Consider the following 22,033-nt stretch of genomic DNA (forward strand, 5'->3'; position numbering starts at 1 on the left):
TGCAATGCGTTGATTAAATACAAAGGCTATTCAATTATGTCGAGAAGGATTCTGGTCGTTGAAGATGAAGCACCTATTCGTGAGATGCTGTGTTTTGTACTTGAACAAAAAGGCTACCAAGCAGTAGAGGCTGAAGATTACGATACAGCGGTAAACAAGCTATGTGAACCTTTCCCAGATCTAGTATTACTAGATTGGATGCTACCTGGTGGTAGCGGGATAAACTTTATCAAGCACATGAAGCGTGAAGAGTTAACTCGCAACATCCCAGTGGTGATGCTGACGGCTCGTGGTGAAGAAGAAGATAAGGTTCGCGGTTTAGAAGTTGGCGCTGACGACTACATTACCAAACCATTTTCGCCAAAAGAGTTAGTAGCTCGCCTGAAAGCGGTTATTCGCCGAGTAACCCCAACCGCATTGGAAGATGTGATTGACGTTCAAGGTCTTAAACTAGACCCTGTATCACACCGTGTTACCGCGAGTGAAGGTCCAGTAGATATGGGCCCAACAGAATTCAAAATGCTGCACTTCTTTATGACGCACCAAGAGCGTGTATACAGCCGAGAGCAATTACTGAATAACGTCTGGGGCACCAACGTTTACGTTGAAGATCGTACTGTTGATGTACATATTCGACGCCTGCGTAAAGCGCTTGAGTCTGCAGGTCACGATAAGCTAATCCAAACGGTTCGTGGCGCTGGCTACCGTTTTTCTACAAAGGCTTAATGTGGCTTCGCTGCCCAGTTTACGGAGTCCTGAATGGTTGAAAAGTTAACCTGGAAAAAGCTGGCTTGGGAGCTGGCTTTTTTTTACGCACCATGGGTTTTAGTCGGATGGATATTCGGTTACCTACCTTGGTTACTGCTGGCTGCTACGGTATTGCAGCTCGGCTGGCATCTACACAACCAAATGCGTTTGTCCGCATGGCTGTGGGATGAGAAGCGTCTAACTCCACCTTCAGGCTCTGGGAACTGGGAATCTCTGTTTAACGGTATTTATCGTATGCAGCAGAGACAGCGTCGCAAACGCAAAGAACTGACTAACCTTATCCGCCGTTTCCGTAACGGTGCAGAATCGCTTCCCGATGCCGTTGTGGTATTTCGCGGTGAAGGTAATATCGTTTGGTGTAATAAGCTCGCTCAATATTTACTTGGGTTTCGCTGGCCGGACGATTCAGGACAACCGATTTCTAACTTGATCCGCACGCCGGACTTCATTAAGTATCTTAATAAACAAGATTTTTCAGAACCGTTAGAGATGCCTTCGCCACTGAATGTGGAGCGTATGCTTGAGTTGCGTATTGTGCCGTATACCGAGGGTGAACACTTAATGGTGGTACGTGATGTTACTCAGCTAAAGCAGCTAGAAGGTATGCGTCGTAACTTCTTTGCTAACGTTTCTCACGAGCTACGTACTCCAATGACCGTACTTCAGGGCTACCTTGAAATGACGGAAGACCCAGACATGGTCGTTGGGCCTATGTGGCCTAAAGCTCATGGTGTGATGACCGAGCAATTGAATCGCATGAACAGTCTGGTCAATCAACTACTCACGCTTTCTAAAATTGAAGCTGCGCCAATGCATGAGCTTGATGAAGTGGTCAACGTTCCCGCTATGCTTGAGGTTCTTGAGAAAGAAGCCGCGAGCTTGAGTGGTGACCGCGAACACAAGCTTGAGTTTGATATTGATAAGAGCCTACGTGTATTAGCTGATGAAGACCAATTGAGAAGTGCGATATCGAATTTGGTTTATAACGCAGTGAAATACACACCACCGGGCGCGACGGTTAAGGTGCGTTGGTACCAGACCAGTCAAGGCGCGTGTTTGGATGTGTCCGATACTGGGGACGGTATTGAGCCACAACACTTACATCGACTCACAGAGCGTTTCTACCGTGTAGATAAAGCACGTTCACGTGATACTGGTGGTAGTGGTCTTGGATTAGCGATTGTGAAACACGCGCTTAGTCACCATGACTCACATTTAGAAATTCAAAGTGAAGTGGGCGTCGGTAGTCGATTCCATTTTACTTTACCAAATCGACTGACCGTATCATGAGTTGTTCGATACGCAGGATGCATTTTCCAGTCAGCTCATTATTAGCGTTTGCTTTAGTTAACCCTGTGCATGCCGAACAGGGTGTCGATTCTCTTCCTGATTATTCTAAGGTTCCGGGAGTTTCTGGGAGCTTATTATCGGTCGGTTCGGATACCTTAGCGGGTATGACGACGTTATGGGTGGAAGAGTTCAAGTCCTACTACCCAAATGTTAACGCTCAAGTCCAAGCATCGGGTTCTTCTACTGCTCCTCCAGCCTTAACCGAAGGGACTGCACATCTAGGGCCAATGAGTCGTCCGATGCGCCTGCGAGAAATTGAAGCATTTGAAAGGGAGCATGGATATAAGCCAACAGCACTGCGAGTCGCTATTGATGCAATCGGGCTGTTTGTCCACCGAGATAATCCTATTGAAGGGCTTAACTTCCGTCAGATTGATGGTATCTTTTCTGAGACATTACGCTGCGGAGCAACGAAGCCCCTCAATAACTGGCAAGATCTCGGAATCGATCAGCCATGGGCGAAACATCGATTCCAATTGTTCGGTCGCAATTCTGTATCGGGGACTTATGGATACTTCAAACAGAATGCACTGTGCGGCGGTGACTTTAAAAATCGTGTGAATGAGCAACCTGGTTCGGCTTCAGTCGTTCAGTCGGTTGCTTCATCCATCAGTGGGATTGGCTACTCGGGCATTGGCTACCGCGTAGCTGGTGTTAAGCTGATTCCTATTGCAGAGCATGGCTCTAATTATGTTGAGCCTACGCGTGAGAATATCTTGAGTGGTGATTACCCTCTATCTCGTTTTCTCTATGTGTATGTGAATAAGCATCCGGATAAACCACTTTCTCCGGTTGAGAGAGAGTTCCTTACTTTTGTATTCTCAAAGCAGGGCCAAGAGCTTGTAGAAAAAGATGGCTATCTAGCGATACCGTCTGAGTTCGCAGAGCAAGAGTTGGCGAAAGTCGGGCTCTGATTGAGGTCACTGCGAACGTAGAAAAGAAACCTATGAACAGCTTGCGATCTCGCAGGCTGTTATTATTTTGATTGTTCGTTATTTTAGTTTCAACGACCATCCAGCGTTGTTCCAACGTTGTTGCTCTTCTCTGAGTTCATACTCAAGCAGTTGGTTTTGGGTCAACCAGTCGCTGTTAGATCCTTTTAATTCCCAGTTATTCTGTTGTTCAATCGTTAGAGTTACGTTTGGTTCAGGTGCTTGATTTCGCTGACGATTAAGTAAGATAGCGAGTCTCAATATACGAATCAGCAGTGTGATTTGTTGTGGAGTAAATAGAGAGAGCTCCGGTAAGTCTTGTAACTTGAGCGCTTTTCTTTGATAGCGAACTAATGTCGAGATCAGACGTTGCTGCTCCGTATTGAAGCCTGGCATTGTCGTGTGCTTAAGCAGATAAGCCGAATGGCGGTGATAGCCTTGAAATGCAATGCTTTGTCCAACCTCATGAAGCAATGCTGTCCAACCAACCAGATCATACAGCTCATTAGTGACTGTAGTAGTCACTTGAGGCTGCACTTGTTTCAATAATGCAAGTGCGAGTACTTTGACTTTCTGGCCATGAGCTACGTCAACATGGTATCGAGAGACCAGCGTTTCGGCAGTTCTTGTGCGAACATCAATATCTTTAAATCTATCCTCCATGTCATAAAGAACGCCTTCTCTTAGGGCACCATCAGAAAAATGTAACTCCTTGATGTCTAGCGTATCCATGGCTGCTGAAAGAATGGTGACACCAGCAGCAAACACTGGCTTTCTCTCATCACTTAAACCTGAAAGATTTAAGGTTTCGGAAGATGAGTACTCACATAAGTGATTCTTTAAATAGGAAAGGCGTTGGGGTGTAATGAGACCGTCGGTGAACCCTAAGCCAATGAGTACCTCTTTTATGGATTTAGCGCTCCCAGATGAGCCAAAGGCTATTTCCCAAGGGGGCTTTTTATATTCTTCAATCAGTGGCATCAATAGACGAGTAGCCGCGGTATAAGCATCTGAAAAGTGTTGTGAGGTTAGCTCTCCTTCAGTAAAGAAACGTTGAGTGAAGCTGACGCATCCCATCGGTAAACTGCGCATAATTAGGGGAGTAAAGCCTTGTCCAGCGACGAGTTCGGTACTCCCTCCACCGATATCAATAACCAACTTAGATTCAGAAGCGGTTTGAGTGTGTTCTACGCCGTTATAGATTATTCGAGCTTCTTCTTGACCAGAAATGATCTCGATTGGGAAAGGAAACAATGGTTTAGCTTGTTCTAAGAAGTCTTTAGCGTTTTTGGCCTTTCTTAGAGTATGAGTCGCAACAACTCTGACATCATCAAGCTCAAAATCCGCTAGTCGTTCTGCGAACACCTTGAGGCATTCTAGGCCTCGCTCGATAGCGCTTTCGGATAGGAAGTTACGTTCATCCAATCCATCACCTAATCTCACTTTCTGTTTGTGTCTGCTGACTAATTGCAGGTGTTGATCGAATACTCGGGCAACCACCATGTGGAAGCTGTTCGAACCCAAGTCGATAGCGGCAATACATCGAGAATGTTCGTTATCAATTAGCGGCATGATTTCTTCTCTTGTTTGTACTTCTTGCGAGTAAGTTTCTCCATACGTTTAATATAGTGGTAAGTGGAGAGTTGTGACGTTGGGTAATCAAGTGGGGTTGCTGGTGGTTGTATGTAAGGGTTGCTCATCGATTGGTCTAACACTCGAGCTTTGTTGCCGTCTTCAAAATGAAACTCGGTGATATCGATAATGGTTTGCTTGATCTTTGGATCTAAAATTGGGGCAGCAACCTCGATGCGGTGATCAAAGTTTCGAGTCATCCAGTCAGCAGAGGAGATATAGACTTTCGGCTTTCCAGCATTACCAAATATCATCACTCTCGGATGTTCGAGAAAACGATCGACCACACTGACAATCTCAATATGGTCACTGATGTTGGGTATGCCAGAGACAAGGGAGCACATACCACGAATGACCATTCTTACTTTTACATTGGCTTGGCTAGCCTGATAGAGCTTTTCGATGATCTCTCGATCGACCAAGTTGTTGAGTTTTAGAGTGATGCTTGCTGGCTTATCCTCTATCGCGTTTTGTATTTCACGATCTATCAACTGATATAGACGTTTTCTTGTATTCTTTGGTGACACAATCAGTTGCTTGAACTGTGATTTTTGATATGGGTTTTCGATATATTTAAAAACTTGTCTCACCTCCTGAGTCAAATCTTCATGCGCAGTGAGTAGAGAGAAATCGGTATAAACGCGCGCTGTAACTTCATGAAAGTTACCGGTGCCAATATGGGCATAATGCTCTGTATGCTTGCCTTCTTTTCGTTTAATGAGCAGCAGCTTGGAGTGAATTTTTAAGCTCGGGATACCATGGATGACTTTTACACCCGCTTCTTGAAGTTTCTTGGTCCACTGAATATTGGCTTGCTCGTCAAAGCGGGCTTGCAGCTCGACAACCACGGTGATCTTTTTACCATTGTGCGCCGCATCGATGATCGAGCTGAGGAGTTTTGAGCCTTCCGCAACACGGTAAACATTTATTTTGATGGAGGTTACCTTCGGGTCAAAGGAAGCCTGCCTAACAAGCTCAGTGATGTGATTAAAGGTGTGATAAGGGTAATGGAGTAAGATGTCACGCGCTTTGATCGCTTCGAAATAGTTTGGATAATGACTGAAATGCGCGCACTTAATCGGGGGGAGTGGGCGATTAGTTAAATCACGTCGATTAAGACTTGGGAACTCAGAGAAATGTTTGAAGTTATGATAGCGCCCTCCAGCGATAACACTGTCATAGTCAGACAACTTAAGTCTGACTTGTAAGAAGTTGAGCATTTCAGCTGGCATTTCTGACTCATAGATCAGACGTATCGGCAGTGCCGTTAAGCGTTGTTCTAAACCTAAAGACATCGATTCTAATAGGTTATTTTCATTGTTATCTTGAAGATCATAATCGGCATCACGCGTCATTTTTATCGCAAAACAACGCAATGAGTCATACTCAAAGAACCCTTTAAGCAAGTCATCTAAACAAAATCGAACTATATTATCTAATAAGATCAAAGTCGTACGCTGCGAACCCGAAGCTTCCGGTAGCTTAACAAATCGAGGGAGAGCCTCTGATGGAATTTCGAGTAAGACATATTGAGAAGCTGCCTCACGCTCGATGTCGATGGCTAAGTAACTTTGTTCATCTTTGAGAATATTGAGTAACTGGCTATCTTCGTTCAAGAGAAGCGGAGTTAAGTGTGGCAATACTTTTTTCTTAAAGTACTTTTTTATCCAGCCACTTTGTTCTTTGCTGATTTGCTGTTCGTTGACCAGAAAAATACGATTGCGTGCCAATTCCAATAGCAAGTCGTTATACAGTTCATGGAATTGAGCATCGAGCTTGCTCGCTTTGCTCTGCATTTGAGTCAGCAAGGCTTTCGGTGAGTTGGAGGTTAGCGGTGGATCTTGAAGTAAGATCTTTCGTTTCACATCAGCAAATCGGACTTTGTAAAACTCATCGAGGTTTTTCGAGTAAATACCTAAAAAACGAACTCTTTCGATTAAGGGAACTGACTTGTCGGCCGCTTCTTGGAGCACTCTTTCATTGAAGGATAACCAGCTAAGTTCTTTTGTGACATAGTCTTTTTCCATCGAGATGATAATCCTTGAGTGCTGGCTATAGAGCTGATTACTTTAATTTAGAATGACAAAATTCACAAAATCTAGGATCTTACTTTAAGAAATATGGTCAACAAACTTGTTATTAGTTTCAGTTGTTTAACGTAACTTGTAATATAATTGTCATCTAACGTACATATTATGTCAGTAGCTAAAAAAAGGTAGATAAACAGATGGCTTCAGCCCAATTTTCATTGAAAGAGCGCGACAAAAAAAGATGGTTGAAAGATCGTCTCGTCCGTTTTTCAGTGACATGTGGTGCCGTCAGTGTCTTAGCTGCTCTGGTATTGATCTTTGTTTACTTGGCGATGGTCATTTTACCAGTATTTTCTGATACTGGTTTAGAGACAGACCGAGCAGTAAAGAGCGTTGCTGTAGAAAAGGCTATCGCCATATCTGTTGATGAATACGGTCAGCATGCATTTACTATCGAAAAAAACGGTTTGGTGAAATTTTGGGATTTAGAGTCTCAAAATACACACTCTTACTTTGAGCGAAATGTTTTAGCCAATCCAATTGCCTTTTCTCGAAACACCCCATCTGAAAACTGGTTTGCTTTTGCCGATAGCGCAAGCAACCTTACTTTTTTCTACCCTGAGTATAGTGCGCCTGTGTTGCAAAAGGGCAGTGAAGCCGAACCTAAAATCGAGCAAATCACTCTCCCTGAGCCATTTTTAAATGACGAATCCTCGAACGAGGCGACAATCGAAAAATTCGCGTTCGCTAAGAATGGACGTGGTATCACGGTTGCCGCTCAGCTAAGTGACCAACGAGTCTTAGTGAAGTGGTACCAAAGTGATATTACGGGTCAGTATATTTTTCAGAAGAGCCAATGGCTATCGGATAAGTTGGGCATACAGCAACAGCTGTTAGTGACACCCGATGGTCAAACCTTATATCTCCGAGCACAATCGGATTTAGTGGTTTTGAAGTTATCAGATAGCGGCTTTAATGTTCGTGAAGTGATTGACCTTAGCTTGAATGATGCGAAGCACTCGGTGAAAAGTATCGATTTGTTGTCTGGGGCCTATTCGCTATTGGTTACGCATGAGGACGGGCAGGTTTCTCAGTGGTTTGATGTTCTCAAAGATGAAAAGCGTAGCTTAACCCATATTCGAGACTTCCAGCTTGCTGAAGAGGTTCAATTTATCCTGCCTGATACTTACAGGAAGGGCTTCTATAGCTTCTACAAAAACGGCACCTTACAGAGCCACTATACGACCAGTGAAAAACTGTCTTTGTTTGAACGGGCATTTGAGAAGTCACCACAATTAGCCGCTATGTCTGCCAATGAACTGCATCTGGCGACGCTGATTGATGGCACCATCAGTGTGGCTAAAGTCGATAACGAATATCCGCAAATCTCATTCTCATCACTTTGGCAAAAAGTCTGGTACGAAAGCTACCCAGAGCCTCAATATGTGTGGCAATCAACGTCGGCTAATGATGACTTTGAAGAGAAATTCAGTTTAGTACCTATCACGTTTGGTACTATCAAAGCCGCCCTGTTCGCGATGATGTTCGCAGTACCTGTTGCTGTACTCGGAGCCATTTATACCGCTTACTTCATGTCTCCTCGAATGCGAAGAGTGGTGAAACCTTCGATAGAGCTGATGGAAGCTCTTCCGACCGTTATCATCGGATTCTTAGCCGGGCTTTGGTTTGCTCCCATTGTTGAAACGCATTTAACGGCCGTTTTCTTGTTAATGGTGCTATTGCCATTGAGCACACTGCTGACTGGGCTTGTGTGGTTCTGCTTACCGAAGATGGTGACCAGTCGTTTTTCTAATGGTTGGCATGCCCTGATATTGATTCCGGTATTGGTGATTACTGTGATTGCAGTATTTATTGCTGAAAATAGTATGGAAGCCTTGCTGTTTGGGGGGGATATTCGTACTTTCTTGGCTAGCTATGGTATCGATTTTGACCAACGTAATGCGCTGGTGGTCGGTTTTGCTATGGGATTCGCGGTTATCCCGACCATTTTTACTATCGCAGAAGACGCGATTTTCTCTGTGCCTAAACACTTATCTGATGGTTCATTAGCGTTGGGGGCAACCGCGTGGCAGACCCTTATTTATGTGGTGTTATTGACGGCTAGCCCAGGTATCTTTTCAGCCATCATGATGGGGCTAGGACGAGCTGTGGGCGAAACGATGATCGTTTTGATGGCAACAGGTAATACGCCGATCCTTGATTGGAATATTCTAGAAGGGATGAGGACGTTATCGGCAACGATTGCTGTAGAGCTGCCTGAATCTGAAGTAGGCGGTTCTCATTTCCGCTTGTTGTTCTTGGCTGCACTCTTGCTGTTTATTTTTACGTTTGCGGTGAACTCAGTCGCAGAGTGGGTTCGACAAAGATTGAGAGACAAATATCGTGCACTGTAGTTTTATCGGTTTATCTCAATGTGTATCAACGGCTTTTAGTTGTTTGGCTAGCGCATCTCGTGATCTTTACTGTACCTTGGTTTCAGCGCGTCAGAGCAAGGTCGATTATGATCAATAAACTGAAGTCATTATTATTTTGGGTTAAATCGGGCTCTCCGTGGATATGGCTAACGGGTGGGGCGGTGAGCATCAGTATGCTTTCTGTTCTTGGCCTGATGCTGCTGATTGGTTGGAAGGGCTTGACCTATTTTTGGCCAGCACCTTTGTACCAATGGCAAGTTGATTCCAAAGACTTATCGTTAGTAGTTGACCTTGACGAAACCGTATCGAAACAAGATTTATTGATTGGTCAGTTATATGAACGCAAGTACATCCCGATAGAGCAAGTTCCACAAGTCCATGACCTTTTGTCACCTCAAAATTTGTCGACAGGGCTAATACAGCGCTTAAGCATCAAAGTCGCCAATAGAGAACTGTACCCTGCGGACTTTGTTTCCATTCTGGATGTTAACTTACGTGAACCAACCACTCCACTTGATTGGATTGTGATTGAACGAAGTCGAGGTGGCTATTTCTTTGGTAAGCCAGTGGGTTTTAAAACCGCTTCTGGCACATTTGATTCGAACATAGACCAAAAGCTCGAACAAGGTTTAGCGTTTGCTGATACGTTACGTAAAGAAACGTCGCGTGTTGTGAACCAAGAAATTCGCAATATAAGCTGGCAATTGGAAAACTTGCGTTTAGAAAAGCGTAAGCTTGAACTCAATGAATCAGTGAGCGATGAATATCTTAAAACCTATACTCAAACTAAACTGGAATTAAACCGCCAATTAGGTGAGGCTGAAGTAAAGCTTGAGCACTTGAGAACGCAGCTTAATGTAGAAAGCTTGCTCGTTGAGGATATGACAGGAGAACAGGTCGAAATTTCGCTCAGCCATATTCTGGATTATTGGTACCCGAATAATATGCCCTACCTTGAAAAGGTTGGGCATTGGGGCAAACAAGTTTGGAAGTTCTTGTCAGAGAACCCACGAGACTCAAACTCTGAAGGTGGCGTATTCCCAGCCATTTTCGGTACTGTTTTGTTGGTTATTCTGATGTCGATTGTAGTGATGCCTCTTGGTGTTGTTGCTGCTATTTATCTTCATGAATATGCAAAAAACAACGCCCTGACACGTTTGATTCGTATCGCCGTGATTAACTTGGCTGGTGTACCATCGATTGTGTATGGCGTTTTTGGTTTAGGCTTCTTCGTCTATACCATTGGCGGCTCGATTGATACGTTGTTTTATGCAGAGCGATTACCCGCTCCGACATTTGGTACGCCTGGCTTATTATGGTCTGCTTTGACCTTAGCAGTATTAACCTTGCCCGTTGTTATTGTAACTACGGAAGAGGGCTTAACGCGTATCCCTAGCTCCGTGAGGTATGGTTCATTAGCGCTTGGTGCTACTCAATTTGAGACGCTTTGGCGCATTGTTTTACCGATGGCAAGCCCTGCGATTATCACTGGTTTAATTTTGGCCATCGCGAGAGCCGCGGGGGAAGTTGCTCCACTCATGTTGGTGGGTGTTGTTAAGCTAGCATCCAGCTTGCCAGTCGATGGTCAGTTCCCGTATCTACATTTAGACAGAAAGTTCATGCATTTAGGCTTTCATATTTATGATGTTGGGTTTCAAACCTCGAATATCGAAGCGGCACGACCTTTAGTGTATGCCACTTCATTTTTATTGGTTACGGTGATTGTTGGATTAAATTTAACGGCCATCAATATCCGAAATAACTTGCGTGAAAAATACCGAACCTTAGGACAAGATTAGATGTTCTCGATTAATGAAACCTTGGGTTACCAAGCACCACTAGATGTTCATAACCTGAAGGATGAGCAAGTTGCTATCTCAATTGAAGGGCTGAATCTTTATTATAAAGAGAGTCAAGCACTCGATGATATTTCAATGCAAATTCCGAAGGGGCAAGTGACGGCTTTTATCGGCCCATCAGGGTGCGGTAAGTCGACGCTGCTGCGCTGTATTAATCGCATGAATGATCTTGTTGAGGGCTGCAAGGTTTCCGGGAAAGTGAAGCTTCATGGCAAGAACGTCTATCACCCTAAGGTAGATGTCGCGACCTTGCGACGTCGTGTTGGCATGGTATTCCAGCGCCCGAACCCTTTTCCTAAATCTATCTATGAGAATGTGGTTTATGGTTTGAGACTACAAGGTGTCAGCAATAGTCGAGACCTGGATGATGCGGTTGAGCGATCTCTGCGTGCTGCTGCACTATGGGATGAAGTGAAAGACCGACTTCATGAAAACGCATTTGGTTTATCGGGTGGTCAACAGCAGCGTTTGGTGATTGCACGTGCGGTCGCGATTGAGCCTGAAGTACTATTGTTGGATGAACCGACATCGGCACTGGATCCTATTTCTACTTTGACGATTGAAGAGCTGATTAACGATCTCAAAACACAATACACCGTGGTGATTGTTACTCATAACATGCAGCAAGCGGCGCGCGTGAGTGACCATACTGCTTTTATTCATATGGGAAAATTGATCGAGTACTCAGATACGGACTCAATTTTTACTTCTCCATTGAAAAATCAGACGGAAGACTACATTACTGGTAGATATGGTTAACCTCTATAGAGGCGTCATTTAGAGCTTAGTCACTCTATAAAAATGGCTTTCTTCATTTCTTTCAAGGAGCAGGTATGCATTTCGGTCGCCACATTTCAGGGCAATTCAATGTCGAGTTAGAGTCGATCCGTACTCATGTATTGACCATGGGCGGGTTAGTGGAGCAGCAACTTTCGTTTGCAATGCAGGCGCTTCATAAAGACGATGTTGAATTGGCTAAAAAAGTGATTCGTGACGACCATAAAGTGAATGCGATGGAAGTGTCGATTGACGAAGCGTGTACCCGAATTATTGCAAAGCGTCAGCCGACAGCGAAAGATCTGCGTTTGATTATGGCGATCATCAAAACGATTACCGATCTGGAACGTATTGGTGATGTAGCCTCTAAAATTGCTCAAGGCGCGATAGAGATCCCTTCGACCAAAGAGCAAAAATTCCATGTTTCGTTAGAGCCGCTATGCCGACAAGCAATCACCATGCTTCACCAAGTATTAGATGCTTTTGCTCGTATGGATGTTGATGCGGCAGCTGAAGTTCATAAGCTTGATGATAAGTTGGATGCGGAATACGAGGCGGTTATTCGTCAGTTAATGACGTATATGATGGAAGATCCTAAGAACATTCCTAATATTTTGCAGGTGATGTGGTCAGCGCGTGCGATTGAGCGAGTGGGAGACCGTTGCCAAAACATCTGCGAATACATTATTTACTTTGTGAAGGGTAAAGATGTACGCCACCTAGGCGATCAAAGCCTTGATGACGCATTGAAGTAGGGGACATCTTAAAAGCTAAGGATTGCACCAAGATTAAAATTGATCGTCGTGTCGTAAGGTACAAAGGTTTTATTGTGATCAAAAATATTCATATCAACACCAGCACGTAACCCAAGCATTGGTGTCGCTTGGTAAACATAGGCACCGCCTAGGCTTAACCCATGTGATGTTTTCTCTTCTACTTCGCCTGAGCGCGTTTTTGTACCGTCATAGCTTGCCACACCAATTTCAGCCTGAAAGCCGTGGGTTTGATTTCTTCCAAACATATTTTGGATACCAATACGATATGCATCGACAGTTTCATCATATCGATCGCTGTCATACCAAAGGTGAGAATAACTTAGGTAAACAGCGCCTAAATTTGCCACATCAGTAATACCCGCCTGTAATCCGAAGCCATGATAAGAACCAATTTTTAGTTCAGGGGATAAATGAAGACCACTTGAAAATGCAGAGGTTGAGAATAAAGCCGAAGTGAGAAGAAGTGTTTTTAGTTTCATGGTACCACCGAAGTAATTTTTGCTCTCCTTAGCATTAGGTCGATCCATGAATGAACCCAGAGAATTAACTGGATAACGGAAATCATTATATGGACTTTGAAAGAGCAGGCTAATTCGCATTGGTTATCTCTGTAATAACGTGTACTTATCAGTGGTTGTTTTCGTTATTTAGCGAATGCTTTGTCTTACGTAGCCTTACAAAACGAGTTTGATAGATAAGCGTCTACTTAACCTTATGTTATTTAATGTATTTGTTCCGATGTGATGATGATAATGTCGATGTGGCTCATTAGTGTTTACTATATTCCGATCAATCTTTAATTTATTCTCCTGCTGAATTTATCCTCCACATTTATTTTTTCAGGTAGATATCAGTATGAAAAAGTTTCTTTTAGTTTTAACTCCCCTTTTCACGTTAACAGCGTGCGGCAGCGTTGCCATCATGGACAAATCAGAAGTGGTTAGTAAGCAACCGCAACTTATTATTAAAACAGATGGTGACTTCTGGGGATTGGGACAAGAAGGAACGTTTGATATTGCAGGTATGTATCAAGGCAAATACAGTCGAAACTCATCAAGCTCAACATGGTTTGATACTGTCTCTTTTAAAGACGGAGAGCTTGCTGCTGAGATCACTAGAAACGACAATGGTCAGGTGTGGAACTTAATTTGTTCTGGCGGTGGGACTTCAGTTAACTATATGGGTGTTGATTTCGGTGGCAATAAGCCTTATCGCTGCTCTGTAACCCAAAGGAATGAGAAAGTAGGAGAGTTCGTCTTAGAGCCTCAATCTGGGATGATTAAAGTTAGTTTAGAGAAGAAAGAAGCTGGCTACATACGAGTTGGGTCGAATAAATATGATGTCGAAACTGTCCACTCAAGCAAAGACCTTTTGATGTCAGTTGAAAAACCTTTAGGGTATAGCTTTAAACAAGCTTCACAAGAGGCAGCAGCGGCTCAGACGAATGGAATGCTAACTTTACAGATGATGCCTGAACTTAATGATGATGAGAAAGATACGTTAGTTATTGGTACTATCGCGAGTGCATTGAGTTGGCGTCCAGAAGATTAGAAAAGCGATGGTATTAATTATTTTGCTCACAATAAGAAATAATTGTGAGCAAATAGCGTACCTGATTACGAGAGAGGTTAGAACTTGTAGCCCACGGTTAAAGATAACTGGTCGATATCGTAATCATCCATCATGATGAAATTGAAACGCAGGTCAGTGTATAGGCCGAAATCAAAGTTTGCTCTAACTCCGGTGCCTAGCAATAGAGAAGTATTGTTGTCTTTGATACTTGCACTACCGTCAGGCGTATTTAACGTGATCTTTTCCTCTACACGAGTAAAACCAATAGCACCGTATGGCTTTACATCAAAGCCATTGAGGAAGAATGCATAGCCGATGTCTGTGTCTATTTTGAAGGTTGAAACTTTAGTCTCATATCCATAGCCTTCAAAATTTTCATCTTCTTTACTCGTATCTGATGAGATATTCACACCAAAGATTCGGTTAATGTCATAACCATATTCGAGCTTTAACCCATTACCTAAATCGCTTCGAGAGAAATTTGAATCTAGATGATCGACTTCACTAGAAACAATACCGAAACCAATACGATGTCCAGAATAGTCTTTCTGAGCATAAGCTGATGAAGCAGAAATGATTGCGATAACGGTTAGTGCTGTAGTTAGTAATTTCATATAAATAACGCTCTTAATGTTTAATTATTGCATCCTTATATTTGATTGACTCCCTGTCGATGGAGTGAATATTAAACAGTGTTATATTTTTAAGCTAAATAGGTTCTCGTATATCTGTAATAAGCATTACTTATTAATCTGTTGTAGTAGTGCAGCTTTGATTACATCGAAAAGCCAGGATATGAGAGGGTTATTACGATTTTTAGTATGTATATGACTGTAAACGCTGACATTCTTATGTTTAGTATCAAGATCTACATCTATAGCTCGCAGCGTTGGGTAGTTATCTATGGGGAATAGGTTAGAATGTGGCATGTACATATCGGAGTTCGCTACGACATCGATGATTGCCATCAAAATCTCGGAACGAAAGCCAATACTGTGTGGAATTGAACGTGACTCTAATATGTTGGCTGCATGGCTAAAATTGTCGTTCCAACCAGGAGATATCATTGATGCTATTTCATAACCTGCTAATTCTTCGGGACTGACTGAAGCTTGTTTAATTGGGTGATCTTTTCTTACAAATAATCGGCCTGTAATCTCAACCAGTTTTTTTACATAGATCTCTTTTGATGTAAAAGGTAGCTCGTAAGCAACCCCTAGCAGAACCTCTCCTTTCTGTATATCTTCACAAGATGAAGTAGACCAGCTTACTAGCTCGAGTTTCGAGTTTGGCGCTTGGCTCATGAGTTCTTTGTATAAGGTGCCGGATAAGCAAGCGAGTACCACAGGAGATAGCGCAATCTTTATAGGGTAGTCAATGTCGTTTGGATCAAATTTATTGGATGCATTCACTGCCGTCATCAAGCCATCCAAGTGAGGTGTTATCTCATTGATGAGTTGCTCACTGAACGAGGTAGCTTGCAATCCACCATGAACTTTGACGAAAAGCTCATCGTTGAAGTGATGGCGTAGCTTTTGTAAGGCTTGGCTCACCGCTGGCTGAGAAACGAATAAACGCTCAGCTGCCTTTCTGGTGTTTTTTTCTTGGTAAACAATCAAAAAGGTGCGCAGTAGGTTTAAATCAAGAGAGCTGAACAGATCCTTAGCCATAACATTCCATGAGTCGCTATATTGAGTCTATTAATATACGTGACTTCCAAGCTTTTACTAGCCATGTTGTGTTGGTGTTTAGTCAGCTCTCGGTGTTCATCTATTCGTTAAGCGAAGCAATTAGGTCTTGAATCTTGGCTGTACTCGTAACGGGGATTGAGTAGTCGTCTATGTCATCGTGCCCCATTTGAGCTTGAGAGGCTTGTGTCATGACGCTCGATCTTGTCGACTTGCCAGATAGATGCAGCGCTTGAACGCCAGTGTGCTTAAGAATGTCTTGGCCATTGTCAGCGGTAACGCCTGCCCCTGCCATGATGTCTAAGCGGCCTTGAGTGAGTGTAACCATTTCCTTGAGAATGTCTTTTCCTTGCTCTGCGTTACTTGCTAAGCCTGAAGTTAAAACGCGCTCACAACCAAGTTCGATAATCTGTTCTAGTGCTGTTTGGTAATCCTTAAGTTGGTCGATGGCACGGTGAAAGGTCACACCAAGTTTTAGTTGGTGGGCCTTTGAGGTAAGGGCTTTCATCGCGACCATTTCTATTTCACCTTGAGCGGTAAGTACACCCAATACCACGCCATGTAAACCAGCATCGGCAGCGGCTTGGATATCATCAAGCATACACATCATGTCATCATCATCGAAGATGAAGTCGCCTTGTCTTGGGCGTATCATCGCGTAGACCGGAACGGACGAAATTCTTGCCGCTTGCTTCATCATTCCGAAGCTCGGAGTTAACCCACCCAGTGCTAGTGAAGAGCAGAGCTCAATACGATTAGCTCCGCCAGCTAGGGCATTGTGTAGGGATTCTAGGTTATCGATACAAACTTCAATTTCGATGTTCATGCTATTTTACTCGTTCAAATTGAGACTAAGGAAATCATAGCAATCTTGGGATGATTCTGAATAGGTAGGGGCAGAGGAAAATAGAGGTAAAGTTTGGCTTTGCGGTTACCCCTATTCATAGCGGATATGAGCGAGGAATAAATCATTATTGAAGCGGTAGATGCAAAAAGCCCGAAGCGTTAACTTCGGGCTTTTAATAGGACTTTACTTCTTAACTGATTGGCGGTGCGCTTTGCGCTATTAGCTTATGCTTTATGTCTCTTTATAGAGAATCTTCCAACCATTAACCCGCGTTGAGTTCGGGCTTAAGAGGTAATTACTTGCTTAGGTCGTCAGCGTGCTCAGATAGGAATGCTGCAACACCTTGTGGAGATGCGTCCATACCTGATTTACCTTCTTCCCATTGTGCAGGACAAACTTCACCGTTCTTCTCGTGGAAGTTTAGTGCGTCTACCATGCGTAGCATTTCGTCGATGTTACGACCTAGTGGAAGGTCGTTAACTACTTGATGACGTACAAGACCGTCAGCATCGATTAGGAAAGAACCACGGAAAGCAACGCCTGCTTCTGGGTGCTCAACATCGTATGCTTTGCAGATCTCGTGCTTAACGTCAGCAACTAGAGGGTATTTAACTTGACCGATACCGCCATCAGCGATAGCAGTGTTACGCCATGCGTTGTGAGAGAATTGAGAATCGATTGAAACACCGATTACTTCAACGCCTTTAGCTTGGAAATCTTCTAGACGGTTGTCGAAAGCGATTAGCTCTGAAGGACAAACGAAAGTGAAGTCTAGTGGGTAGAAGAAAACTACAGCTTTCTTACCTTTAGTGAATTCTGCGAAGTTGAAGTTATCAACGATCTCACCGTTACCTAGAACAGCTGCTGCAGTAAAGTCAGGGGCTTGACGACCTACTAGTACCATTTTGGAATCTCCTAAAAAATTAGTTGGCCCAACACATCTTTGTTTGGGCTCCGTTTCTACGGGACAAACTATAGTACAATCGGTACTATAGAAAAAAGCGAATTAAATAGATTAAGTTAATCGAAAAAAGCGATAAGCTTATTCTTTGTCCTGTCCTTAGGTCTTATGACCTTTACGTAACTTATCCTACTCATATTACAAAGTAATTTCATGAATAAATGGCCAAGTCTTAAGCAACTTCACTATCTTGTTACTCTTCACGAAACTCGTCACTTCAGCGACGCCGCTGATCGCTGTTTCGTTAGTCAATCTACATTAAGTAAAGGCATTCAAAACCTAGAAGAACTCATTGGTTGCCCTCTTTATGAAAAGAAGGATAAGAAGAGCCCATTGGTTTTTACTCAAGCGGGTGAGCTGGTGGTCAAGCATGGACGAGATCTACTGGCGAAGGGGCAAGACCTTGTCGAGCTTGGAAACCTATGCAATGGTGATGCGATGCAAGGGCAGCTAAGAGTCGGATGTATCCCTACCATTGCGCCATTCCTTTTGTGTGATTTAGTCCAAGAAGCCAACCATCGTTTCCCGCAGCTAAATTTACTATTGCGTGAAGACACGACGACCAACTTATTGGCTGCACTGCGTCATGGTGAGTTAGATGTGTTGATTCTGGCCCTGCCTGTCGATATCGACAACATGGAGAGCAAAGTTGTTGGGCAAGACCCTTTCCGTATGGTGATCAGTCGTAATCAAGCAGATGGCATTCGTGTCCCGATTAAATACGATGACTTGCCAGATGAGTCTGTATTTTTATTGGAGAACGAGCACTGCTTAACCGAGCATGCGGTATCAGCTTGTAAGCTAACCGACAAAGAGAAGATCAACCCGTTCACCGCCACAAGCCTACATACGTTGGTACAAATGGTCGCCAATGGTTTAGGAACCACCTTTATTCCGCAAATGGCGATCGATCATGGCTTGCTTGAAAACCAAAACCTAGTGGTTATTGATCCTCCTGGTCAGCATGCGTACCGAGATATAGGCCTGGTTTGGCGACCAAGCTCATCACGTCGCGAAACCTTCCATCAACTTGCTGATGTGGTTTCTGAGTTACTTTAAGAGACATCATTTATCAGCGTATTTAATTTATATCTTTGAGCGGCTATTAAAGCCGCTCTTTTATTTATTGATACTGTTAAATAAATTTATTATTAGTTAAATCTAATGAAGCATAAAATAATAAATGGTTATTTTCTTCTAATTGTTATGCTTTTTATCATTCCATCTATTGATAACTGTGATCGAAATTAAGTTAATGATAATTGGGTTTTATAAAAGTTGATATTGCATTCCCTGTGTGGATAGTGAACCCGACTAATGATAAAAAAATATTATTGTTAGCTAGGTAAAGTAAATGACCATTATGTTATTTACTTAATGGTCAAAAATAAAATTAAAAGAATAATTATGATTGATGCTAAACAGCGTTTGGTAGGGCTTTTTACGCCCTTATTACTATTATCAGGAGTTACTAACGCTTCAGATGATAAAAATGAAAACTATTTATTTGATGAGAATAATCTAAGGCAGAGTTGTTATCAGGAGTTTATTGAAGGTGAACTCTGTTGGTCGAGCGTACCTCAATTTTCTACAACATATACGACTATCGAACAAGCGTTATCTAAATTATATCCTCAGTATGCAAAAGATACTGAAGCTAAAGATTTAACAGCTTTTCGTTATTTGGAGCGTATGTTTACTCTCGACCCAAAAACAGGAAATATTATCGTTGCAATATCTGAAAGCGGAGAAGGATGGCCCTTCGACTCTTTATGGGGTAATGCAGAAAAACGTCAAGCTACTGGTGCCATTAAAACGATTGAAAAACTCGTTATCGAAACTTCTGATTTGGTGGGCTTAAAAGCGGTACTTTTTGATATTTATTATGATCGCGCTACAGCAGATTTTATTTTGGCGAATCGTGCAACTGACCAAGCTAGAATATTATGGGTAGATCGAGCAAGCACAGCCGCAGTGGAAAAGTACCGTCAACAGTCTTTAGATATTCTATTAAGCGCTTTTGATGATTATTGGAGATTGATCGAAAAGTACCCTCAATCATTTGCTAGTGCGCAGCCATTTCGTGATGTGAAAAGTGCTCGATACCTAAATGAAAAAGGACAGTCATTACCTGTATACCAAGAAGACCGTTTAATTACAGGTTATAAAGATGCTTTATTAGCTTATCAGTTTATGAATGAGTTATTAGCTCAGCAGTTACAAATTAGTAAATTAAAGTCGGTATCGGCGAGTTCTGTAGAGCAAAAATCTAAGCTTGCATATGATGCTAGTTCACTGCTTGAGCGAGTTATTTCAAAAGAGACGCAGTTACGTCGTTTGTTAGGCGATGATTCCTATACCCATATAATATTGTCGTCTGAGCTAGATAAATTTAAAGGTAACGTTGTTGAATTGAAATCTGTAGCCAACTGGCTCGAAGGTGGAGCTAACTATTTAGGGCTGCCAGATGATTTCGTTTTGTTGATGCCAGATTATGACTCTGAAGATAGTATTGGGAGCAGTTCAACTGAGGCTATAGGGAAAGTATTAGATGAAATGACGCTCTCTCTTGAGAGTTCACTGAATTTTGCTCAAAAAAAACACCTTGATTACCGTTATCAGTTGGGCGTCTTTACACGAAATTTTGAGCAAGAAAATCAACGCTCAAAAGAGAGGTTATCAACTCTTCTAGGTTGCCCTTCTTCATTGATTGTTAACTCCTGTAAAGAGCAGACTAAGAGTCAACGTAGAGGCAGCTTAATCGGCTATCAGTTGAAAAACATTCAAGCTGCAAAGCGCGAAGTTGAACGAGCTTATAGAGTCCATAGTGAGGTATTAAACAACATAGCACTAGAAGTGGCACATCTTGAGCTGGTGCAGCAAACTAGTAATTTGGTCGATAAGATCACGGTTAAATTAGGTCTTAATGAATTTAAGCTCCAAAGCCTAATTGATGAAAGTCGAACTTCGACTTTCGATATGAACACATTGCTGCTGTCTGAAGAAGTACAACACTCTCTTGATATACTAAATCGTTTCTTGAATGATACCGGCTCTACCGATTTATCATCGACATTTACTGCTGTCGAGAACTTACAAGGTGCATTGAAGGGAAGTTCTCTTAAGGCTGACTTATATACACAGAAGTTGGCTTTGCTTGAGCGTGCAACAATAAAAGGTTTACAGGTAGAGACATCAGATGTTTTTGCTAAGGGGCGAATTCAACAACTAACCTTAGAATTGGCAACGGCTAGAGCTGATATGGCTAAGTCACTTTCTAATTTAAGTGATGATGCTGGTAGGTTACTTGCTTTAAATGCTGAAGCTTTGCGTTTGGTCGCGGAAACCGACCAAAATGAGTATCTGGCTTCAGAGCGCTCGTACGCTAATCCACTATCTTTCAGCACTTTGACTGTTGAAACCTATCAAGCAGAATTAGAGTTTTCTGAACTTCAAGAGTGGCTGTTTTATGCTGTACAAGCTTTTGAGCATAGTAGACAAGTGTTGTTCAATGACCGTAATGCAGAGCTAGATAAAGGCGATGTATTCAAAGTCTCAAACATTCAGCAATCTATCGAATACCTCAATGCTTTGGAAAGTTTCTATGGCGGATGGTATACATCGAATGGTCATCAAACCGTGGATATTATTTCTCTCAAGAGGGATATCTTTGGTTACATTGATAACTATAACGGGAGAACTATCCTTTACCCAGACCCAAATGGTAGTGGTGAAATGTTGAATGCTGATGAAGCATTTAATGCCAAGCTTAAGTTATTATCTCGCGATTTAGTTTCTGGTGAATGGCTAACGGTAGAGTTCAGTACCGTGAAAAACTTTCCATCCTCAGTCCTTTTTCAAGGTCCGATTGTGGGTAGTGATGATGACGTTATGTGCTTAAGTGCTGCCGGTACATATTCTGATAAAATTGGTGGTGTTGCTATTGATCTCGCGCTGAATTACGACATATCTGGCGAGGCGACAACTAAAGCATATCTTACTTACGGCGGGAATAGTTACATGCGTAGTAGCACTCCAGGAGTATTAGTAGGTGATGGCGAGGGGCTTCAAGGTGGTTTGAACTCTTATTCCACTCGTTTTGCTGATATTTCCCGTGATAGCGTTGTATCTAATGGTAGTTTTAGACAGCGTATGACCGCTAACTTAACGGCAGGTTATCATGACAATAGAGAGTTACTTAATCCAACCTATTCATTTAAAGAGAGAAGTGTAGCTGCTTCTGGTTGGAGATTGTCTCTGCAATTAGGTGATGAATATGGCGATATTGTTGAGACGGAAGCGATTGATGATATTCAGCTAGTTATTCAGCATCAATTCAGAACTCGACAAACTAACCTTTGCAGTGATGCTACCCCTCTGTAACAACAGAAACAGTAAATCTGATT

At 42.7% G+C, this 22,033-nt stretch carries 17 protein-coding genes; 10 read left to right on the plus strand and 7 right to left on the minus strand.

All coding sequences use genetic code 11. From position 1 onward, the window contains the following. Positions 1-36: 36 nt before the first annotated feature. Genes phoB through BCU34_RS01285 form a run of 3 tightly spaced genes read left to right on the plus strand, consistent with a single transcriptional unit; the run spans position 37 to position 3,032 of the window. The gene (gene phoB, locus BCU34_RS01275; RefSeq protein WP_004735064.1) at positions 37-726 is read left to right on the plus strand and encodes a phosphate regulon transcriptional regulator PhoB; all 690 of its coding nucleotides are present in this window, start codon (positions 37-39) and stop codon (positions 724-726) included. Between the two features lie 33 nt (positions 727-759). After that, positions 760-2,058 (plus strand): phosphate regulon sensor histidine kinase PhoR, encoded by a 1,299-nt coding sequence (gene phoR, locus BCU34_RS01280; protein ID WP_019823041.1) that lies wholly within the window; start codon positions 760-762, stop codon positions 2,056-2,058. Next, positions 2,055-3,032, plus strand: a complete 978-nt coding sequence (locus BCU34_RS01285) for a PstS family phosphate ABC transporter substrate-binding protein (protein WP_102479357.1) — start codon at positions 2,055-2,057, stop codon at positions 3,030-3,032. The genes phoR and BCU34_RS01285 overlap by 4 nt, the downstream gene beginning before the upstream one ends. Positions 3,033-3,110: 78 nt before the next feature. On the opposite strand, the gene ppx is transcribed toward BCU34_RS01285, so the two are convergent. Then, positions 3,111-4,622 (minus strand): exopolyphosphatase, encoded by a 1,512-nt coding sequence (gene ppx, locus BCU34_RS01290; RefSeq protein ID WP_102479355.1) that lies wholly within the window; start codon positions 4,620-4,622, stop codon positions 3,111-3,113. Further along, complete coding sequence (gene ppk1 / locus BCU34_RS01295) at positions 4,613-6,709, minus strand: polyphosphate kinase 1 (RefSeq protein WP_102479353.1); 2,097 nt, start codon at positions 6,707-6,709, stop codon at positions 4,613-4,615. The genes ppx and ppk1 overlap by 10 nt, the downstream gene beginning before the upstream one ends. A 200-nt stretch (positions 6,710-6,909) precedes the next feature. Between ppk1 and BCU34_RS01300 the strand changes: the two genes are divergently transcribed. The 4 genes from BCU34_RS01300 (at position 6,910) to phoU (ending at position 12,538) form a co-directional block, all read left to right on the plus strand. Further along, the gene (locus tag BCU34_RS01300; protein WP_102432989.1) at positions 6,910-9,126 is read left to right on the plus strand and encodes an ABC transporter permease subunit; all 2,217 of its coding nucleotides are present in this window, start codon (positions 6,910-6,912) and stop codon (positions 9,124-9,126) included. A 110-nt stretch (positions 9,127-9,236) separates the two neighbouring features. Beyond that, the gene (gene pstA, locus BCU34_RS01305; RefSeq protein WP_102479639.1) at positions 9,237-10,946 is read left to right on the plus strand and encodes a phosphate ABC transporter permease PstA; all 1,710 of its coding nucleotides are present in this window, start codon (positions 9,237-9,239) and stop codon (positions 10,944-10,946) included. Then, entirely contained in the window at positions 10,947-11,765 is an 819-nt protein-coding gene (gene pstB / locus BCU34_RS01310) for a phosphate ABC transporter ATP-binding protein PstB (protein WP_048663744.1), read from the plus strand. Positions 11,766-11,839: 74 nt separating this feature from the next. Further along, positions 11,840-12,538, plus strand: coding sequence for a phosphate signaling complex protein PhoU (phoU, locus tag BCU34_RS01315; RefSeq protein ID WP_009848270.1), 699 nt, complete (start codon positions 11,840-11,842; stop codon positions 12,536-12,538). An 8-nt stretch (positions 12,539-12,546) separates the two neighbouring features. Here phoU and BCU34_RS01320 read toward each other — a convergent pair whose 3' ends face one another. Further along, positions 12,547-13,038, minus strand: a complete 492-nt coding sequence (locus BCU34_RS01320; protein WP_102432995.1) for a hypothetical protein — start codon at positions 13,036-13,038, stop codon at positions 12,547-12,549. 376 nt (positions 13,039-13,414) lie between these two features. On the opposite strand from BCU34_RS01320, the gene BCU34_RS01325 reads away from it, so the two are divergent. After that, positions 13,415-14,110: a hypothetical protein gene (locus BCU34_RS01325; protein WP_102432990.1), complete on the plus strand. Its 696-nt coding sequence runs from the start codon at positions 13,415-13,417 to the stop codon at positions 14,108-14,110. Positions 14,111-14,187: 77 nt separating this feature from the next. Here the strand turns inward: BCU34_RS01325 and BCU34_RS01330 are convergent, their stop codons facing one another. The 4 genes from BCU34_RS01330 to BCU34_RS01345 all read right to left on the minus strand — a co-directional run bounded on the left by BCU34_RS01330 (position 14,188) and on the right by BCU34_RS01345 (position 17,570). After that, a complete protein-coding gene (locus tag BCU34_RS01330) occupies positions 14,188-14,745 on the minus strand; it encodes a porin family protein (protein WP_102432991.1) in 558 nt (185 codons plus the stop codon). 126 nt (positions 14,746-14,871) lie between these two features. Next, positions 14,872-15,801: a LysR family transcriptional regulator gene (locus tag BCU34_RS01335; RefSeq protein WP_102479633.1), complete on the minus strand. Its 930-nt coding sequence runs from the start codon at positions 15,799-15,801 to the stop codon at positions 14,872-14,874. A gap of 100 nt (positions 15,802-15,901) precedes the next feature. Further along, entirely contained in the window at positions 15,902-16,645 is a 744-nt protein-coding gene (locus BCU34_RS01340; protein ID WP_102479635.1) for a copper homeostasis protein CutC, read from the minus strand. A 316-nt stretch (positions 16,646-16,961) separates the two neighbouring features. After that, complete coding sequence (locus BCU34_RS01345) at positions 16,962-17,570, minus strand: peroxiredoxin C (RefSeq protein ID WP_048658845.1); 609 nt, start codon at positions 17,568-17,570, stop codon at positions 16,962-16,964. Positions 17,571-17,780: 210 nt separating this feature from the next. Here BCU34_RS01345 and BCU34_RS01350 point away from each other — a divergent pair, with 210 nt between their 5' ends. Further along, positions 17,781-18,686 (plus strand): hydrogen peroxide-inducible genes activator, encoded by a 906-nt coding sequence (locus tag BCU34_RS01350; RefSeq protein ID WP_102479637.1) that lies wholly within the window; start codon positions 17,781-17,783, stop codon positions 18,684-18,686. A 348-nt stretch (positions 18,687-19,034) separates the two neighbouring features. After that, positions 19,035-22,010, plus strand: a complete 2,976-nt coding sequence (locus BCU34_RS01355) for a hypothetical protein (RefSeq protein ID WP_102480893.1) — start codon at positions 19,035-19,037, stop codon at positions 22,008-22,010. Positions 22,011-22,033 lie beyond the last annotated feature (23 nt).

The sequence above is a fragment of the Vibrio sp. 10N.286.45.E10 genome (assembly GCF_002874195.2).
In the GTDB taxonomy this organism is placed as follows: Bacteria; Pseudomonadota; Gammaproteobacteria; order Enterobacterales; family Vibrionaceae; genus Vibrio; species Vibrio crassostreae.

What these genes read in the sequence shown, in the direction of transcription:
- phoB (WP_004735064.1), top strand. Translation starts at nt 37, where the DNA reads ATGTCGAGAAGGATTCTGGTCGTTGAAGATGAAGCACCTATTCGTGAG.
- phoR (WP_019823041.1), top strand. Translation starts at nt 760, where the DNA reads ATGGTTGAAAAGTTAACCTGGAAAAAGCTGGCTTGGGAGCTGGCTTTT.
- BCU34_RS01285 (WP_102479357.1), top strand. Translation starts at nt 2,055, where the DNA reads ATGAGTTGTTCGATACGCAGGATGCATTTTCCAGTCAGCTCATTATTA.
- ppx (WP_102479355.1), bottom strand. Translation starts at nt 4,622, where the DNA reads ATGCCGCTAATTGATAACGAACATTCTCGATGTATTGCCGCTATCGAC.
- ppk1 (WP_102479353.1), bottom strand. Translation starts at nt 6,709, where the DNA reads ATGGAAAAAGACTATGTCACAAAAGAACTTAGCTGGTTATCCTTCAAT.
- BCU34_RS01300 (WP_102432989.1), top strand. Translation starts at nt 6,910, where the DNA reads ATGGCTTCAGCCCAATTTTCATTGAAAGAGCGCGACAAAAAAAGATGG.
- pstB (WP_048663744.1), top strand. Translation starts at nt 10,947, where the DNA reads ATGTTCTCGATTAATGAAACCTTGGGTTACCAAGCACCACTAGATGTT.
- phoU (WP_009848270.1), top strand. Translation starts at nt 11,840, where the DNA reads ATGCATTTCGGTCGCCACATTTCAGGGCAATTCAATGTCGAGTTAGAG.
- BCU34_RS01320 (WP_102432995.1), bottom strand. Translation starts at nt 13,038, where the DNA reads ATGAAACTAAAAACACTTCTTCTCACTTCGGCTTTATTCTCAACCTCT.
- BCU34_RS01325 (WP_102432990.1), top strand. Translation starts at nt 13,415, where the DNA reads ATGAAAAAGTTTCTTTTAGTTTTAACTCCCCTTTTCACGTTAACAGCG.
- BCU34_RS01330 (WP_102432991.1), bottom strand. Translation starts at nt 14,745, where the DNA reads ATGAAATTACTAACTACAGCACTAACCGTTATCGCAATCATTTCTGCT.
- BCU34_RS01335 (WP_102479633.1), bottom strand. Translation starts at nt 15,801, where the DNA reads ATGGCTAAGGATCTGTTCAGCTCTCTTGATTTAAACCTACTGCGCACC.
- BCU34_RS01340 (WP_102479635.1), bottom strand. Translation starts at nt 16,645, where the DNA reads ATGAACATCGAAATTGAAGTTTGTATCGATAACCTAGAATCCCTACAC.
- BCU34_RS01345 (WP_048658845.1), bottom strand. Translation starts at nt 17,570, where the DNA reads ATGGTACTAGTAGGTCGTCAAGCCCCTGACTTTACTGCAGCAGCTGTT.
- BCU34_RS01350 (WP_102479637.1), top strand. Translation starts at nt 17,781, where the DNA reads ATGAATAAATGGCCAAGTCTTAAGCAACTTCACTATCTTGTTACTCTT.
- BCU34_RS01355 (WP_102480893.1), top strand. Translation starts at nt 19,035, where the DNA reads ATGATTGATGCTAAACAGCGTTTGGTAGGGCTTTTTACGCCCTTATTA.